Genomic DNA, 16,211 nt, shown 5'->3' on the forward strand with positions numbered 1-16,211 from the left:
CGCCCAGAGGGCGCCTCCCGTAACGCCTGGATCACCAGACTCGTTACACCTTCAGAGACGCCCCTGGGCGCGCGCGATTAACAGCAATGGCTTACAGCTCTATCAATGGACGTCTTTCCAGTATTCACGCTTGAGCAAGTAAGCGAATACAAAGAAGAACGCCAGGTACAGCAACACATAGGTACCGATGCGCTGATGCTGCAGCTTCACCGGGTTGGCCGAGTAGGCCAGGAAGGTCACCAGGTTCTTGACCTTCTCGTCGAACTGCTCTTCGTTCAGCGTGCCGGTTTTCGGCAATACCGTCAGTTGATCGCAAGCTTCATGGGTCAAAGCGGTGCCGGTCAGCGGATCGTATTGCTTCTTGCCGTCTTCGACGATTTGAACTTGTTTACAGCCTACCACCTGACGACCCTGCAGGCCGACCAGAACGTTAGGCATGCCGACGTTCGGGAACACCTTGTTGTTCACGCCCCAAGGACGCGACGGGTCTTCGTAGAACGAACGCAGATAGCCGTAGAGCCAGTCTGTACCACGAACACGAGCCACCAGCGTCAGGTCGGGCGGCGCCGCACCGAACCAGGTCTTGGCGTCAGCCGGCTGCATGCCGATGTTCATGTGGTCACCGATCTTGGCACCGGTGAACACCAGCTTCTCAAGCATCAGCTCGTGAGGAATGCCCAGGTCATCGGCAACACGCTCGTAGCGCTGGAACTTGGCGCTGTGGCAGCCCATGCAATAGTTGGCGAACGTACGTGCGCCGTCCTGCATGGCAGCCTTGTCGGAAACGTCGATGTCGACCTTCTCAAGCTCAGGACCACCGTGTTCGGCCGCAAAGGACAGTACAGGCATCGCCGCAAGAATCAGTACAGCAAATAGCTTTTTCATCAGCCAGTCACCCTTTCCGGAACCGGTTTGGTCTTCTCGAGCCTGGTGTAGAACGGCATCAGAATGAAGTAGGCGAAGTACAGGAACGTACAAACCTGCGACAGCAACGTACGCTCTGGAGTTGGGGCCAACACGCCCAGCACGCCCAGAATCACGAACGAAATGCAGAACACCCAGAGCCAGATCTTGCTCAGCCAGCCTTTGTAGCGCATCGACTTGACCGGGCTGCGGTCCAGCCATGGCAGGACGAACAGCACAGCGATGGCCGCGCCCATGGCGATAACGCCCAGGAGCTTGTCCGGAACCGCCCGCAGAATCGCGTAGAACGGTGTGAAGTACCAGACCGGAGCGATGTGCTCAGGGGTCTTGAAGGCGTTCGCCACTTCAAAGTTCGGCTTCTCGAGGAAGTAGCCGCCCATTTCCGGGAAGAAGAATACGATCGAGCAGAAGATGAACAGGAACACCACCACGCCGACGATATCTTTCACGGTGTAGTACGGGTGGAAGGCAATGCCGTCCAGCGGTACACCGTTTTCGTCTTTGTGTTTCTTGATGTCGACGCCATCCGGATTGTTCGAACCGACTTCGTGCAGCGCCAGAATGTGCACCACCACCAGACCGAGGATCACGATCGGCAGGGCAACCACATGCAAGGCGAAGAAGCGGTTCAGGGTAATACCGGAAATCAGGTAGTCACCGCGGATCCACTGGGTCAGGTCGTTACCGATGACCGGGATCGCACCGAACAGCGAGATGATCACCTGGGCACCCCAGTAGGACATCTGGCCCCACGGCAGCAGATAGCCCATGAAGGCTTCAGCCATCAGCGCCAGGTAGATCAGCATGCCGAACACCCACACCAGCTCGCGCGGTTTCTGATACGAACCGTAGAGCAGGCCACGGAACATATGCAGGTAAACCACGATGAAGAACATCGAGGCGCCGACTGCGTGCAGCAGGCGCAAGATTGAGCCGTGGTTCACATCACGCATAATGCCTTCAACGGAAGCAAAAGCCTCTTCCGCCGACGGGGTGTAGCTCATCGTCAGCCAGACACCGGTAACGATCTGGTTGACCAGAACGAGCAGTGCCAGGGAGCCAAAGAAGTAGAAGAAGTTGAAGTTCTTCGGGGCGTAGTACTTGCTGAGATGGTCTTCCCACATTTTGGTCGCGGGGAAGCGCGCATCAACCCAATCCATGAACTTGCTCATCACGCTTTCTCCGTATCGACGCCAATGACAATGATGTCATCGGTCTCATAGGAATGCGGGGGAACTGGCAGGTTCAAAGGCGCAGGTTGCGACTTGTAGACGCGGCCAGCCAAATCGTAGTGAGAACCGTGGCAAGGGCAGAAATAACCCCCTACCCAATCCTTGCCCAGGTCTGCAGGTGCCACTTCTGGACGGAAAGTCGGTGAGCAACCCAGGTGTGTGCAGATACCGATCAGCAGCAGAACTTCTGGCTTGATCGAACGCGTCTCCGGGTCGACATAGGTCGGTTGCGTCGAGTTCTTGGAGGTCGGGTCAGACAGCTGGCCCTCGATCTTTTTCAGATTCCCCAGGATTTCCTCGGTACGGCGGACAATGAACACCGGCTGGCCGCGCCACTCAGCAATCATTTGCTGACCTGGCTCGATTTTGCTGACATTCACTTTCACCGGTGCACCTGCGGCTTTCGCCTTGGCACTGGGAAACCATGACCCCACGAACGGGACCGCAGCCCCCACCGCTCCTGCAGCACCCACCACGGATGTGGCTGCTACCAAGAAGCGACGCCGGCCTGCATTCACGCCGTCATTGCTCATTCAGTCCTCTCCCATCAGCTTTGTGGCCTGTTAAATCAGGCGTCTACTAAGTAAAATTCTGAACTTATAAAAATTTTGCCGAATGGTAATGAAAAGCCCCAATTCTGACAAGGTAATTACCGAGGGGCTCCACTGCCAAGCCTTGCAGTATAGGGCCTCTGCGGATGTGGCAAGTTGTCACAGCGCAATTCCTTGATAAATCACGCCCATAAAAAAACGCCCAGCTTCGCGAGGAAACTGGGCGTTCTTTTTGAACGTGAAAGCGAATTAACGCTTCGAGTACTGCGGACGCTTACGCGCTTTACGCAGACCAACTTTCTTACGTTCAACTTCACGAGCATCGCGAGTAACGAAGCCAGCTTTGCGCAGAGCGCCACGCAGGGTTTCGTCGTACTGCATCAGTGCGCGAGTGATACCGTGGCGGATTGCGCCAGCTTGACCACTTACACCACCGCCGATCACGGTGACGTAGATGTCGAACTTCTCGACAGTCTCAGTCAATTCCAGCGGCTGACGAACTACCATGCGGGCAGTTTCGCGGCCGAAGAAATTATCCAGCGAACGGTTGTTGATGGAGATGTTACCAGTACCCGGACGCAGGAAAACGCGTGCGGTTGCGGTCTTGCGACGGCCAGTGCCGTAATTTTGAGTCGCCGACATAATGAACTATTCCGTTAAAACTTCAGTTCTTGGGGCTGCTGAGCAGTATGAGGGTGTACAGCGCCCGCATAGACTTTCAGCTTACGATACATGTCGCGACCCAGCGGGTTCTTAGGCAGCATGCCTTTGACCGCGGTCTCGATCACGCGCTCAGGGGCTTTAGCGATCAGCTTTTCGAAGTTGATCGACTTGATGCCGCCCGGGAAACCGGAGTGGGAGTAGTAGATTTTGTCGGTGGTTTTAGCACCGGTTACACGAATCTGCTCGGCATTGATAACGACGATGTAATCGCCGGTGTCAACGTGAGGAGTGTACTCAGCTTTATGCTTGCCACGCAGACGGCTCGCGATTTCGGTGGCCAGACGACCCAGGGTCTGACCTGCAGCGTCGACGACAAACCAGTCGCGCTGTACTGTTTCCGGTTTAGCAGTAAAAGTTTTCATTCTTTATAGCCTCAGGGGCCGCCCTGTAAATTAGACGGCGGATCTTACTGAATAGTGCGTACTTTGACAAGTCAAAGGCAGCCGGATACAGACGCTTTCGGGGGCTCGGGTCGGCGCGTCCGTTCAACGGCAAGATTCTTCGGCGGCGGCGCATCACTTCCACTGCAGAAAGAGGTGCGCAATTATGCAGATTGCGAAAAATAATTCAACCTGCTTTTATGATTGTTTTGCCCAAGGAGCACCCGATGGACTATCGCCAGCTAGGCCGTACCAATCTGAACGTGAGTGCAATCTGCCTCGGCACCATGACCTGGGGCGAGCAAAACAGCGAGGCTGAAGCCTTCGCCCAGATCGAACGGGCCAAGAGCGCGGGCATCAATTTCATCGACACCGCCGAAATGTACCCGGTGCCGCCCAAGGCCGAAACCTACGCCACCACCGAGCGCTACATCGGTAATTACTTCAAAAGTCGCGGCGATCGCGCCGACTGGATCCTGGCGAGCAAGATCGCGGGCCCCGGCAACACCATCGACTACATCCGCGACAAAAACCTGCGACACAACCGCCAGCACATCACCGAAGCCGTGGATGCCAGCCTCAAGCGCCTGCAAACCGACTACATCGACCTGTATCAGCTGCACTGGCCGGAGCGCAGCACCAATTTCTTCGGTCAGTTGGGCTACAAACATAAAATTGAAGCCAACCTGACGCCGCTGGAAGACACCCTCGAAGCACTGGACGAACAGGTCAAGGCCGGCAAGATCCGCCACATCGGCCTGTCCAACGAAACCCCGTGGGGCACCATGCGTTTCCTCGCCCTCGCCGAAGCCCGTGGCTGGCCGCGCGCCGTTTCGATCCAGAACCCCTACAACCTGCTCAATCGCAGCTTCGAAGTGGGCCTTGCGGAAATCGCCATCCGCGAACAGTGCGGTCTGCTCGCCTATTCACCACTGGCGTTCGGCTTCCTGTCGGGCAAGTACGAAGGTGGTGCGCGTCCGCCCAAAGGTCGCCTGAGCCTCTACAGCCGTTTCAGCCGCTATTTCAATCCGCAATCGGAAGCGGCGTGCAGCCGTTATGTAGCACTGGCTCGTGAACACGGCCTGGACCCGGCACAGATGGCACTGGCATTCGTCACACAGCAACCGTTCGTCACCAGCAACATCATTGGCGCCACCACGCTCGAGCAACTGGACAGCAACATTGCCAGCTTCGAGCTGAAACTTTCCGACGAAGTGTTGGCAGGGATCGAGGCGATTCACCAGGATCAGCCCAATCCTGCACCTTGATTGATTCATAGACCCAATCGCGAGCAGGCTCGCTCCCACATGGATCCGTGCCGATCACAAAATAGTGGTCAGACATAAATCCAGTGTGGGAGCGAGCCTGCTCGCGATAGCGGTCTAGCAATCACTGCCGCATCAAAGCGACCGCGCAATAATCTCTTTCATGATCTCATTGGTCCCGGCATAGATCCGCTGCACCCGCGCATCCGCCCACGCCCGGGCGATCGGGTATTCCCACATGAACCCGTAACCGCCATGTAACTGCACGCACTCGTCGAGCACCTTGCATTGCAGGTCAGTGCCCCAGTACTTGGCCATTGCCGCTGTCGGCACGTCGAGCTTGCCTTGCAGGTGCAGTTCCAGGCAGCGATCGACGAAAACCCGGCCGATCTGGATTTCGGTCGCCATTTCAGCGAGTTTGAAGCGGGTGTTCTGGAAATCGGCGATGGCCTTGCCGAAAGCCTTGCGCTCACGGGTGTAATCCAGTGTCCATTGCAACGCCGCTTCGGCCGATGCCAAGCCACCTACCGCGACCGTCAGACGCTCCTGCGGCAGTTCCTGCATCAGGTAAGCGAAGCCCATCCCGGCCTGGCCCAGCAGGTTTTCCTTCGGTACCCGAACGTCCCGGAAGAACAGCTCCGAGGTGTCCTGAGCCTTCATGCCGACCTTTTCCAGACGCTTGCCTTTGGCAAAGCCCGGCGTGTTGGCCTCCACCAGAAACAGACTGGTGCCCTTCGCTCCTGCCTTCGGATCGGTCTTGGCCACGACGATCACCAGGTCAGCCAGAAAACCATTGGTGATGAAGGTCTTCGAACCGTTGATCACGTATTCGTCGCCATCCAGCACAGCGGTGGTCTTCACCCCTTGCAGGTCCGAACCGGCACCCGGCTCGGTCATCGCAATCGCGGTGACCATCTCACCAGACACCAGCTTGGGCAGGTATTTGTGTTTCAGCGCTTCACTGCCGTAATGCAGGATGTAAGGCGCAACAATGTCCGAATGAAGAGAGAAGCCGATGCCAGTCAGCCCCAGGCGGCCGACCTCTTCGATCACCACCGCACTGTAGAGAAAGTCTGCCCCCAGCCCGCCGTATTCTTCCGGCAGATGCGAACAGAGCATCCCCGCCTCCCCTGCCTTGTTCCAGAGTTGGCGGTCGATATAGCCTTGTTTTTCCCATTGCCCATGAAACGGCACGGCCTCTTTTTCGAGGAACGTTCGCACGCTGTCGCGAAAAAGTTCGTGCTCGGAGCTGAACAAGGTTCTGGGGATCATGCGGCACCTGTCGATATTGTTAGGCGGAATTGACCTTTAGAGACTAAGCCTCGCTTCCGATACAGGACACTGGACACATCCGACAAAAAATAAGACGATCCAGCCGTCTGGTGACCACTTTCCCCTATAAGAATAAAGTTGAATTATGTCTAACCAAGTCTCCACGCCCTTGCGGCGCGTCAGCATCCTGGCTATCGACCGGGTTTTCGCTTCCACCCTCATGCAAGCCAAGGATTTCTTCCATCTGGCCAGCCTGCGCTATGGCAAACAACTGGGCCACGGCCTGACACCGGCGTTTGAAACCCGGCTGGTCAGCCCCGATGGCAAACCGGTGAACAGCTTCAGCGACGTGATCATGCCGGTGGATGGCGGCCTGGAAAACGCCGACGTCATCATCCTTCCCGCCTTCTGGGACGATTTCGACACCCTCTGCAAACGTTATCCACAGGTCCTGCCGTGGCTGCGTCAGCAGCATGCACGCGGCGCCGTGTTGTGTGGCGAGGCCACCGGCGTGTTCTGGCTGGCCGAGGCCGGGTTGCTCGATGGCAAGGAAGCGACGACCTACTGGCGTTTCTTCAATGCGTTTGCCGAGCGCTTCCCGCAGGTCCAGCTCAATCAGGACAAACACCTGACCGACGCCGACAACCTGTATTGCGCCGGCGGCACCACCTCGGCCTGCGATCTCTACATTTACTTGATCGAGCGTTTTTGCGGCGCAAACGTGGCCCAGGCCGTGGCCCGCGACATTCTTTACGAAGTGCAGCGCAGCTATGCGCCGGGGCGGATCGGTTTCGGCGGGCAGAAACTGCACCAGGATGTGATCATCCTGCAGATCCAGCATTGGCTCGAAGAACACTTCGCCGACAAGTTCCGCTTCGAAGACGTGGCCCGCGAACACGGCATGAGCATCCGCAACTTCATGCGCCGCTTCCAGACCGCCACCGGCGACAAACCGCTGCATTACCTGCAACGTCTGCGCATTGAGACGGCCAAGGGCTTGTTGTCCGGCAGTCGCAAGAGCATCAAGACCATCAGCTATGAAGTCGGTTACGACGATGCGAGTTTCTTCGCCCGGCTGTTCCGCCAGCACACTGAGTTGTCGCCGAACCAGTATCGGCAGCAGTTTCAGCAAGCGGCGTAATACTCAAATACAACACACATCCCATGTGGGAGCGAGCCTGCTCGCGATAGCGGTATCACATTAAACATTGATGTGACTGACACACCGCAATCGCGAGCAGGCTCGCTCCCACAGGGATCTTGGTGTGCCAGAGAGTTTCTACAGCGCACGAAAAAGGGCCTGCAAATGCAGGCCCTTTTTATTTTCCGAAATATCCTACGGCTTGTGCGCCCGGGACAGGAACTCGTGTGACTGCATTTCCAGCAGGCGGCTAAGCGTGCGCTGGAACTCGAAGTTCAGGCGACCGCCGGTGTAGAGGTCTTTGAGCTCGACTTCGGCGGAAATGATCAGCTTCACGTTGCGGTCATAGAACTCGTCGACCATGTTGATAAAGCGTCGGGCGATGTCGTCGGTGGTGACGCTCATCTGCTCGACATTGCTGAGCAACACGGCGTGGAAGATTTTACCCAGTTCGATGTAATCGTTCTGGCTGCGTGGGCCGTCGCAGAGTTCGCGGAAGTCGAACCAGGCCACGTCATCGCAAGTGCGCACGGCACGGATTTCACGGTTCTCGATCACCAGCACGTCGTTCTCGATGGCTGCCGTGCATTCCGGCGTCAGGGCCCGGAAGCTCTTGCGCAGGCTTTCCTGGGCAGCGTCATCCAGCGGGAAGTGGAACAGTTCCGCTTGCTCGAGGTGACGCAGACGGTAGTCGACGCCGCTGTCGACGTTGACGATCTCGGTGTTCTGCTTGATCAGCGCAATGGCCGGCAGGAAACGCGCACGCTGCAGGCCGTCCTTGTACAGGCCGTCGGGCACGATGTTCGACGTCGCGACCAGGGTCACGCCGTTCTTGAACAACTCTTCCATCAACGTGCCAAGAATCATCGCGTCGGTGATGTCGGAGACGAAGAACTCATCGAAACAAATCACTCGCGACTCGTCGGAGAAGCGCTTGGCGATGATGGTCAGCGGGTTTTTCTCGCCACCCAGGGTCTTCATCTCTTCATGCACGCGCTTCATGAAGCGGTGGAAGTGAGTGCGAGTCTTTTCCTTGAACGGCAGCGCTTCGAAGAAGGTGTCGACCAGGTAAGTCTTGCCGCGACCAACGCCGCCCCAGAAGTACAGGCCCTTGACCGGCACCTGGTCTTTCTTGCCAAACAGTTTGCCGAGCAGGCCCGGTTTGTTTTGCGAGGCCGCGACCAGATCGTCGTACAGGCGCTGCAAATGGCGCACGGCAGTTTCCTGCGCGGCGTCATGGAAGAATTCCGGGCGTTTCAGATCAGCTTGATATCGTTCTAGGGGCGTCATAATTCGTTAGCAAGGCAACAAAAACGGGCCGTCACTGTAGCGACGGCCCGTGGGAATGGCAATCGGCCCTTGGTCGGACCGAGCCGTTGATTATTCCTGAACCGGTGTCAGGGCAACGCGCAAAGCACCGATGGCAGCATCGCGAGCAGCGCTGTCGGCGAAGGACGGACTGTCGGCAACGCACTCGCCTTCCAGCCAGACGCTGAAGCTCAGGTCTTCACTGCGCACGTCCAAGGCTTGACCGGATTGCAGTTGCTTGGTCACTTGCCCTGCGGTTTTACCGTCAGCGAAGTTGCGCGACAGCAACAGTTGCTCGCCATCGGCCGCCAGCAGACGGAAGCGGAAACTGCCGTCGTCTTCACGGAAGCTGACGAAGCGCGCGGCTTTCGCGGCTTTCTTCTTGGTGGTTGCTGCGACTTGGGTCTGAGCAACGAAAGAACGCAGGCCGACCGCCTCACGCAGTTCGTGAAGGAACGGCGTCGCCACCGAGCGGGCCTTTTTGGCGCCGATCTGCAGCATGTCTTCCAGATCCGCCGGGCGTTCGATCAACTGGTGATAACGCTCGCGGGACTCGCCCAATTCGCTGTCGAGCAGTTGGAACAGACGATTCTTCGCCTCGCCCCAACCCAGGCCCTGGAGCAATTCGCTGCGGAATTCGTCGGATTGTGCCGGCGTAGCGAAAGCCTGGAACAAGGTGAACAGGTGCGAGTTGTCCGGATCCTTGGCTTCACCCGGGGCACGGGAGTCGGTGACGATGCGCGAAATCGCGTCTTTCATCTCTTTGGCGCTGCTGAACAACGGAATGGTGTTGTCGTAGCTCTTCGACATCTTGCGACCGTCGAGGCCCGGCAAGGTGGCGACGCTTTCCTCGATCAGCGCTTCAGGCATGGTGAAGAACTCTTTGCCCTGGCCGAACAAGTGATTGAAGCGCTGGCCGATGTCCCGGGCCATTTCCACGTGCTGGATCTGGTCACGGCCGACCGGCACCTTGTGGGCGTTGAACATCAGAATGTCCGCCGCCATCAACACCGGGTAGCTGTACAAGCCCATGGTGATGCCCGCGTCCGGGTCTTCGCCGGTCTCGACGTTCTTGTCCACCGAGGCCTTGTAGGCATGGGCGCGGTTGAGCAGGCCCTTGGCGGCCACGCAGGTCAGCAGCCAGGTCAGCTCGGGGATTTCCGGGATGTCGGACTGGCGATAGAACGTCACGCGGTCCACGTCCAGGCCACCGGCCAGCCAGGTCGCGGCGATTTCCAGACGCGAGCGCTGGATGCGCAGCGGGTCATCGCATTTGATCAGGGCGTGGTAGTCGGCCAGGAAGTAGAACGAATCGGCATTGCTGTCACGGCTGGCGACGATCGCCGGACGGATGGCGCCGGCGTAGTTGCCCAGGTGCGGCGTGCCGGTGGTGGTGATGCCGGTGAGGATACGGGTACGAGTCGTCATGGGTAATCGCTTGTCAGACTGCAATCAATTCGAAAGACGCGGCAGGATCAGATCCTTGAGATCGGTCAGCTTGCCATGAAAAAAGTGTCCGCATTCTGCCACTTTCAGCAGCTCATGGGGGCGATCGAGTGCGTCGGACCAGTCGTAAACGAGCTGCGGATCGATGACTTCGTCGGTTTCCGGCTGGATCAGGGTCAATGTACCTTGTTGCGGCAGTTGATCCTGATCGCCCAAGCGCATGACAGCGGGCGCGACCATGAACAAATGCTTGAGTTGCTCACCCTTGGCTTCCAGGCGTCCGCCGAGACTTGCTGCAACAAATCCGCCGAAGGAGAAACCGAACAGGGTCAGGGGCAAGTCAGGATGTTTGGCCCGCAGCCATTCGGCCACTGCTTGGGCATCGTCGACTTCGCCACTGCCCATGTCGTGCGTGCCTTCACTGGCGCCGACGCCACGGTAGTTGAACCGCAAGGTAATAAAACCGGCGTCGCGCGCGGTGCGCTGCAAGGTCGAGACGACCTTGTTGAGCATGGTGCCGCCCTGCACCGGGTTCGGGTGGCAGATCAGCGCCAGGCCGCGGGGCTGCTCGTTATCCGGCCCCTCGTTATTTAAGTACAGGGCTTCCAGTTGGCCGACCGGGCCATCAATCACTACAGGGGTTTCGCGCATAAGCAAGGAAGGAACTCCGTGACCTCGAATCGGGTCGACTCGTCTAGCCAATTGTCTGTGCCAATTCTATTGCGAGTGAATCGCGGTATACAGCGCAGGTTCGAGCCGTTAACGTAAAGCAAAGCCGTTTATAGAGGAAGGACTCGTGGAACACTCGCTCTTAGTTTGGTTGTTGCCGACTCTTGCCCTGGTTGTGGGTGTCGCCATTGGATTCCTGATCGCTCGCCTGGTGCCGAATGCCGCGCCTAGCAGCACGCAACGTCAGCTGGATGACATTCAGGAACGTTTTGACAGTTATCAGAACGAAGTGGTCACCCACTTCAACAGCACTGCAAACCTGGTCAAGAAACTGACTGCGAGCTATCAGGAAGTGCAGGATCATCTCGCCGAGGGCGCCAACCGTCTGGCCCTGGACGAGCAGACTCGCCAACGCTTGCTGGCTGCCTTGCACGCCGACGCGGCGCAGACTCCACGGGAACGCCTGACGCCACCGCGCGATCAGGAACCGCCTCGCGACTACGCCCCCAAAGCCCCAAACGCGCCGGGCATGCTTGATGAGCATTACGGCCTGAAGAAGTAATCAGGTTTCGCGCGACACAAAAAGCCCTCGGACAAGTGATTGTTCGAGGGCTTTTTGTGTTTCTGATCCGATATCTCTGGTGCCTGTCACGGCCTCTTCGCGGGCAAGCCCGCTCCCACAGTGTTCTTCGTCGATCACAAAATTGCGGTCAAACACAAATCCTGTGGGAGCGGGCTTGCCCGCGAAGAGGCCTGAGCAGGTGACAAAAAAGCCCGCCTGATCTGCTGAGGATCGGGCGGGCTTTTTACGCCTGGGGTTCAATCAGACGCTTTACGGATACTGCTGAACCTGGCCCTGCTGCTGATATTCCTGACCAGGAATCGCCTTCAGGTTGACCTCGACGCGACGGTTCTGCGCCCGGCCATTCACATCACCATTGCTGGCAATCGGGTTATCCGGCCCGGCACCACGCGCCGACAGGTTGGCGCCGCTGACACCCTGGGAGGTCAGGTAAGTCGCCACACTTTGGGCGCGACGCTGGGACAGGTCCATGTTGTGCTGACGGCTGCCGGTGCTGTCGGTGTAGCCGACGATCTCGATCTGGTTCTGGTTGAACTCCTTGAGCGAGCCCGCCAGGCTGTTCAGCGGCTGGTAGAAGCTCGACGCGATGTTCGCCGAATCGGTGGCGAAGGTGATGTTGCCCGGCATGATCAGCTTGATCTGATCGCCCTGACGCTGCACTTCAACCCCAGTGTTGGCCATGCTGGCCCGCAGCTTTTTCTCCTGCTGGTCGGCGTAGTAACCGTAACCGGCGGCGGAAGCTCCCACCACGGCGGCGCCAATCAGCGCGCCCTTGCCACGGTTATCGTGACCGATGGCAGCACCGGCCAGTGCACCGGCCAAGGCGCCGAGGCCACCGTATTTGGCGGTTTTGCTCATGCCCGTGGAGCCGCCATCAGCCTGACCCTGGTTGTCATAAGGGTTCTGCGATGCGCAACCGGACAATAAAGCCACAGCAGTAGCGACAATAATCAAACGACGCGAGGTGAACATGGAGAGCTCCTACTTTTTTGCATTCTGTGGTGCAGCGGACTTAAGCAATGAACCTTTGCGGGCGTTTGATCATGGCCAACGCCAAAAATTCCGTCGTGCCTTTCACAACTGCATCTTCAGGCTCGTACAAAGGGGTTACCGCGCATTTCATCGCCCAGACACGTGTCCGGACCATGACCGGTCACCACCGTCGCCTCTTCGTCGAGGGTATACAACCGCTGCTTGATCGACCGCACGAGAGTCGCCTGATCGCCTCCCCATAAATCCGTGCGCCCTACCCCTCGCTTGAAAAGCGTATCACCGGCAATCAGCAGCTTAGCCTCTGAAAACCAAAAGCTCATGGAACCTGGTGTATGACCCGGCGTATGCAATGCCACGCCACAACCGCAAGCCAGCTCTTCATCGTCGGCCAACCAGCGATCTGGCGATGGCACGGGGGTGTAAGGCACGCCGAACATCTGGCACTGCATCTCCAGATTGTCCCAGAGGAACTGATCTTCTTTATGCAAATGCAACGTCGCACCGGTTTTCTCCTTCAACTGGCCAGAGGCGAGGAAGTGATCGAGGTGCGCGTGGGTGTGAATGATGCTGACCACTTTCAGGCCCAAGGCATCCAGGCGGGCGAGGATCAGTTCGTGATTGCCGCCCGGGTCGACGACGATGGCCTTCTTGGTGATCGGGTCGCCAATGATTGTGCAGTTGCACTGCAACGGGCCGACGGGGAAGGTTTCGCGGATGAGGGTGGGTTGCTGGGACATCGGGCACGCTCGGGAAACAGGAATAGCCAATTTTGGCACAGAATTGCCCTGATCCATTTACCCCATGTACATCGTAAAAATGCGTTACCCCAACACCCCCAGCTCCTTCGCCCGCGCCACCGCCTGCGTGCGTCGTTCAACCCCCAACTTACTGTTGATATGGCTGGCATGGGTTTTCACCGTGTGCAGCGAAATGAACAGCTGATCACTGATTTCCTGGTTCGAACACCCTTGGGCAATCAGTCGCAGAACGGCCAGTTCACGCGTACTGAGTTGTTCGGCTGCAGGCGATGACTCCAGCACCGGCCGGGAGGTCATGGCCGGAAGTTTTTCCGAGAGACTCTGAGAAACGGCCGTCGGCGCAAAGAGTTGAAGTTGCCCGCGCAGCCAGTCCGGATGTTCGGTCAACAATGGGTCAAACGGTTGCAGGACGCCACCGGCGGCCGCTTCCAAAGCCTGGGCCAACGCTTTGCGGGCCTCGGATTCGCGCCCGCCCGCCAGCAACAGGACGATTTTCTGACTGAGCGCCATCACGCTGAGCATCTGCCGGCCGCTGTGCTGACCGTGTTCATGCAACGCGTTCAAGCGCCCTTCGGCAAGCATGGACTGGCCTTTCATCATGTCCAGCACCGCCTGTTGCAGTTCAATGTGCAGCGGCAGTTGCGGATGGAATTCCGGGGGGGCCGCAGGATGCTCTCCGTTGTAGGTCTGACCCAATCGCGTGAGCCAGGCTTCGGCCAGATCGGTGCGGCCCTGAGCCAACCAGAGTTCGCATTTGACCAGGGTGATCATCGCCAGGTAGTAAATCGGCGGGACATCCCAGATGTGCATCAGGCGCTCGGCCTCGGCGAGTTCGGCAAAGGCTTTGGCGAACTCGCCGCTGCTGCCCTCCAGACGGGCGATCACGCAGTGGCCGATCAGCACACTGATGTCGCGACAGGCCCGTGCTTCGCCCAGACCCGCGAGCAAACGTGCCCGCGCAGCCTGGGGTTGCAAGCGCAGCGCCAGCAAAAAACCCTCATATAAGGTCAACCGTGCGCGCACCGCATAGAGCCGTTGCGGTGATAAGCCTTGCAGGCGTTGCAGCCCTTGGCGGACTTCATCCTGTGAGCGAAGAATCTCCCCGCGCGCTTGCAGCACGCGAGCGCGGTCGTAATGGGCCAGTGCCTCGAACAGCGGGTTGCCGACCCGTTGTGCCAGCTCAAGGGACTCACGATTCAGCCCCCGGGCACGCCAGAGGTCGCTGTCGGCAATGGCCAGGTTAGACAATGTCGAGAGGCACATCAGGCGCTGCCCATAGCGTTTGGCCGGCAGGCTCTCCAGCGCTTCGGTGCAATAGAGCAACGTCAGCTCGCGATTGCCTCGCCCCCGGGCAATGATGCCGCTCAAGGCCAGCCACTGCGCCAGCATGGATTTTTGCGCAGTGGCCGACGGGGCCGGCAGGAAGCGGCTCAAGTGGCTGGCCAGCTCCTCGGCGGCGTCCAGTTGGCAGGCCAGCCCCAACGCCCAGCTGTAGAGCACGATCAGCCGTGGCGTGCTGATCAGCAGGCTGTCGGGCAAGTCCATTTTCCAGCGCAACAGCATGCCGACGTTCTGCTCGGCCAACAGTTGTTCTTCAGAGAGGTTTTGTACCAGATTCGCTGCAACGTCCAGATGCCCGGCACGCAACGCCTGCTCTACCGCCTCATCGAGCAACCCTTGGGCATTGAACCAGCGGCAGGCACGCAGATGCAGGCTGGCCGTCGGCACCATCGCCTGGGCGGTGGGCCGGCTGCGCAGCAGGTCGGAAAACAGGTGGTGATAGCGATACCAGTGACCGTGTTCGTCCAGCGGCACCAGAAACACCTGATGCGCTAGCAGGAAACGCAGGATCTCGGCACTGTCATGGGCTTCGCGCACGGCGTCGCACAACTCGCTGCAAAAACGCTCTTGAGGCGCGGTCTCGTACAGGAATGACTGCACCTCGGCGGGCAGGCAATCGATCACTTCTTCGAGCAGGTAATCGCGAATCAGCCCTTCCCCACCGTACAGCGATTGGGGCAATGCACCCTCGCTGCCCGCCTCGGAGGCCGCCAGCAACCAGAAACGCAGCCCGGCCACCCAGCCTTCGCTGCGCTGGATCAAACTCTCCAGCGCCTCGCCACGCAATGAAATGCTGTGTCGATCAAGCAGGGTCAGGGCTTCATCGTGGGTCAGTCGAAGATCCTGCTCATGCAATTCGAGCAGTTGCCGCGACAGTCGCAGGCGTGCCAGATGCCAGTCGGGACGTTGCCGACTGGTGACCATGACCAGCAGGCCATCGGGTAAATGATTGAGAAAAAATTGCAGGCAACGATCAAGCACCGGGCCTTGGGCCAGATGATAGTCATCAAGCACCAGCAACAGCGGCGTACCGGGTGAAAGGTGCACAGCCAGCTCATCGAGCAAACCGTCCAGCCATTCTTCGAAGGCGAACGGCTGATGACGTTGGCGCATTTTCAACAGCCCCAGCGCCTGCCTGCCCAGTTGCGGAAAATACTCCTGAAGACCTTCGAGCAGGCGCTCAAGAAAACGTCCGGGATCGCTGTCCCGAGGACTCAACCCTAGCCACAGGCTTTGCCAGTGACCCGGCAACCCCTGGCAAAACTCCACCGCCAATGAACTCTTGCCGAACCCCGCCGGTGCGCTGACCAGCAATAGCCTGCCACCGAGGCCGGCGCTCAGGCGCTCGCACAAACGCGGCCGCAGCACATGGCCGTCGGGCAGCGGAGGCCGGAAAAAACGTCCGTCCAATGCTGCGACGGCAACGCTTGCAGGGCCCGGAAGTGGGGACAGATCAGTCATGGCCGGCTCTTGTTTGAAAGGCTGATGGCGGCGTTACAGATGTCCGCAGCCTAGCGGTAAACGAAGAGCTATTGAAGGTTATTGCTACAAATGGCTACAAAAAGACTACAAGCAAAAGTGTCGATGAACCGGCCAGCCACACCGGCCTCGTAGCAGCTACAACG

General features: G+C 58.6%; 15 protein-coding genes. 3 read left to right on the forward strand and 12 right to left on the reverse strand.

The features are described from left to right. Positions 1 to 102: 102 nt before the first annotated feature. From AB7M22_RS21770 to rplM, 5 genes are all read right to left on the reverse strand, one after another. Positions 103 to 885, reverse strand: coding sequence for a cytochrome c1 (locus AB7M22_RS21770; protein WP_008004996.1), 783 nt, complete (start codon positions 883 to 885; stop codon positions 103 to 105). Continuing rightward, a complete protein-coding gene (locus AB7M22_RS21775; protein ID WP_454187755.1) occupies positions 885 to 2,096 on the reverse strand; it encodes a cytochrome b in 1,212 nt (403 codons plus the stop codon). The genes AB7M22_RS21770 and AB7M22_RS21775 overlap by 1 nt, the downstream gene beginning before the upstream one ends. Continuing rightward, positions 2,096 to 2,689: a ubiquinol-cytochrome c reductase iron-sulfur subunit gene (gene petA, locus AB7M22_RS21780; RefSeq protein ID WP_007905300.1), complete on the reverse strand. Its 594-nt coding sequence runs from the start codon at positions 2,687 to 2,689 to the stop codon at positions 2,096 to 2,098. Before petA ends, AB7M22_RS21775 begins: the two co-directional genes overlap by 1 nt. Before the next feature lie 267 nt (positions 2,690 to 2,956). Beyond that, positions 2,957 to 3,349, reverse strand: coding sequence for a 30S ribosomal protein S9 (gene rpsI / locus AB7M22_RS21785; protein ID WP_002555064.1), 393 nt, complete (start codon positions 3,347 to 3,349; stop codon positions 2,957 to 2,959). 14 nt (positions 3,350 to 3,363) lie between these two features. Further along, positions 3,364 to 3,792, reverse strand: a complete 429-nt coding sequence (rplM, locus tag AB7M22_RS21790; protein WP_007905295.1) for a 50S ribosomal protein L13 — start codon at positions 3,790 to 3,792, stop codon at positions 3,364 to 3,366. Between the two features lie 245 nt (positions 3,793 to 4,037). Between rplM and AB7M22_RS21795 the strand changes: the two genes are divergently transcribed. Further along, a complete protein-coding gene (locus AB7M22_RS21795) occupies positions 4,038 to 5,078 on the forward strand; it encodes an NADP(H)-dependent aldo-keto reductase (protein WP_454187756.1) in 1,041 nt (346 codons plus the stop codon). A gap of 132 nt (positions 5,079 to 5,210) precedes the next feature. On the opposite strand, the gene AB7M22_RS21800 is transcribed toward AB7M22_RS21795, so the two are convergent. After that, positions 5,211 to 6,347: an acyl-CoA dehydrogenase family protein gene (locus AB7M22_RS21800; protein WP_454187757.1), complete on the reverse strand. Its 1,137-nt coding sequence runs from the start codon at positions 6,345 to 6,347 to the stop codon at positions 5,211 to 5,213. A gap of 244 nt (positions 6,348 to 6,591) precedes the next feature. On the opposite strand from AB7M22_RS21800, the gene AB7M22_RS21805 reads away from it, so the two are divergent. Then, a complete protein-coding gene (locus AB7M22_RS21805; RefSeq protein WP_173667540.1) occupies positions 6,592 to 7,488 on the forward strand; it encodes a GlxA family transcriptional regulator in 897 nt (298 codons plus the stop codon). Positions 7,489 to 7,683: 195 nt separating this feature from the next. Here AB7M22_RS21805 and zapE read toward each other — a convergent pair whose 3' ends face one another. The 3 genes from zapE to AB7M22_RS21820 all read right to left on the reverse strand — a co-directional run bounded on the left by zapE (position 7,684) and on the right by AB7M22_RS21820 (position 10,893). Continuing rightward, the gene (gene zapE / locus AB7M22_RS21810; protein WP_008004987.1) at positions 7,684 to 8,778 is read right to left on the reverse strand and encodes a cell division protein ZapE; all 1,095 of its coding nucleotides are present in this window, start codon (positions 8,776 to 8,778) and stop codon (positions 7,684 to 7,686) included. A gap of 90 nt (positions 8,779 to 8,868) precedes the next feature. After that, complete coding sequence (locus tag AB7M22_RS21815; protein WP_454187758.1) at positions 8,869 to 10,224, reverse strand: tryptophan--tRNA ligase; 1,356 nt, start codon at positions 10,222 to 10,224, stop codon at positions 8,869 to 8,871. Positions 10,225 to 10,248: 24 nt separating this feature from the next. Beyond that, positions 10,249 to 10,893 (reverse strand): alpha/beta hydrolase, encoded by a 645-nt coding sequence (locus AB7M22_RS21820; RefSeq protein WP_454187759.1) that lies wholly within the window; start codon positions 10,891 to 10,893, stop codon positions 10,249 to 10,251. A gap of 145 nt (positions 10,894 to 11,038) precedes the next feature. Between AB7M22_RS21820 and AB7M22_RS21825 the strand changes: the two genes are divergently transcribed. Further along, positions 11,039 to 11,473: a YhcB family protein gene (locus AB7M22_RS21825; protein WP_454187760.1), complete on the forward strand. Its 435-nt coding sequence runs from the start codon at positions 11,039 to 11,041 to the stop codon at positions 11,471 to 11,473. 270 nt (positions 11,474 to 11,743) lie between these two features. Here AB7M22_RS21825 and AB7M22_RS21830 read toward each other — a convergent pair whose 3' ends face one another. The 3 genes from AB7M22_RS21830 to AB7M22_RS21840 form a co-directional block, all read right to left on the reverse strand. Continuing rightward, on the reverse strand, positions 11,744 to 12,466 hold the full coding sequence (locus AB7M22_RS21830; protein ID WP_007905276.1) for an OmpA family protein: 723 nt from the start codon (positions 12,464 to 12,466) through the stop codon (positions 11,744 to 11,746). 116 nt (positions 12,467 to 12,582) lie between these two features. Beyond that, a complete protein-coding gene (locus tag AB7M22_RS21835) occupies positions 12,583 to 13,224 on the reverse strand; it encodes an MBL fold metallo-hydrolase (RefSeq protein WP_007905270.1) in 642 nt (213 codons plus the stop codon). An 84-nt stretch (positions 13,225 to 13,308) separates the two neighbouring features. Beyond that, positions 13,309 to 16,047, reverse strand: a complete 2,739-nt coding sequence (locus AB7M22_RS21840) for a LuxR C-terminal-related transcriptional regulator (protein ID WP_454187761.1) — start codon at positions 16,045 to 16,047, stop codon at positions 13,309 to 13,311. Positions 16,048 to 16,211 lie beyond the last annotated feature (164 nt).

The organism is Pseudomonas sp. ADAK2 TE3594 (assembly GCF_053628675.1).

Bases quoted from the DNA above. Each gene is read 5' to 3' on its own strand.
- AB7M22_RS21770 (WP_008004996.1), bottom strand. From the start codon at position 885: ATGAAAAAGCTATTTGCTGTACTGATTCTTGCGGCGATGCCTGTACTG.
- AB7M22_RS21775 (WP_454187755.1), bottom strand. From the start codon at position 2,096: ATGAGCAAGTTCATGGATTGGGTTGATGCGCGCTTCCCCGCGACCAAA.
- petA (WP_007905300.1), bottom strand. From the start codon at position 2,689: ATGAGCAATGACGGCGTGAATGCAGGCCGGCGTCGCTTCTTGGTAGCA.
- rpsI (WP_002555064.1), bottom strand. From the start codon at position 3,349: ATGTCGGCGACTCAAAATTACGGCACTGGCCGTCGCAAGACCGCAACC.
- rplM (WP_007905295.1), bottom strand. From the start codon at position 3,792: ATGAAAACTTTTACTGCTAAACCGGAAACAGTACAGCGCGACTGGTTT.
- AB7M22_RS21795 (WP_454187756.1), top strand. From the start codon at position 4,038: ATGGACTATCGCCAGCTAGGCCGTACCAATCTGAACGTGAGTGCAATC.
- AB7M22_RS21800 (WP_454187757.1), bottom strand. From the start codon at position 6,347: ATGATCCCCAGAACCTTGTTCAGCTCCGAGCACGAACTTTTTCGCGAC.
- zapE (WP_008004987.1), bottom strand. From the start codon at position 8,778: ATGACGCCCCTAGAACGATATCAAGCTGATCTGAAACGCCCGGAATTC.
- AB7M22_RS21815 (WP_454187758.1), bottom strand. From the start codon at position 10,224: ATGACGACTCGTACCCGTATCCTCACCGGCATCACCACCACCGGCACG.
- AB7M22_RS21820 (WP_454187759.1), bottom strand. From the start codon at position 10,893: ATGCGCGAAACCCCTGTAGTGATTGATGGCCCGGTCGGCCAACTGGAA.
- AB7M22_RS21830 (WP_007905276.1), bottom strand. From the start codon at position 12,466: ATGTTCACCTCGCGTCGTTTGATTATTGTCGCTACTGCTGTGGCTTTA.
- AB7M22_RS21835 (WP_007905270.1), bottom strand. From the start codon at position 13,224: ATGTCCCAGCAACCCACCCTCATCCGCGAAACCTTCCCCGTCGGCCCG.
- AB7M22_RS21840 (WP_454187761.1), bottom strand. From the start codon at position 16,047: ATGACTGATCTGTCCCCACTTCCGGGCCCTGCAAGCGTTGCCGTCGCA.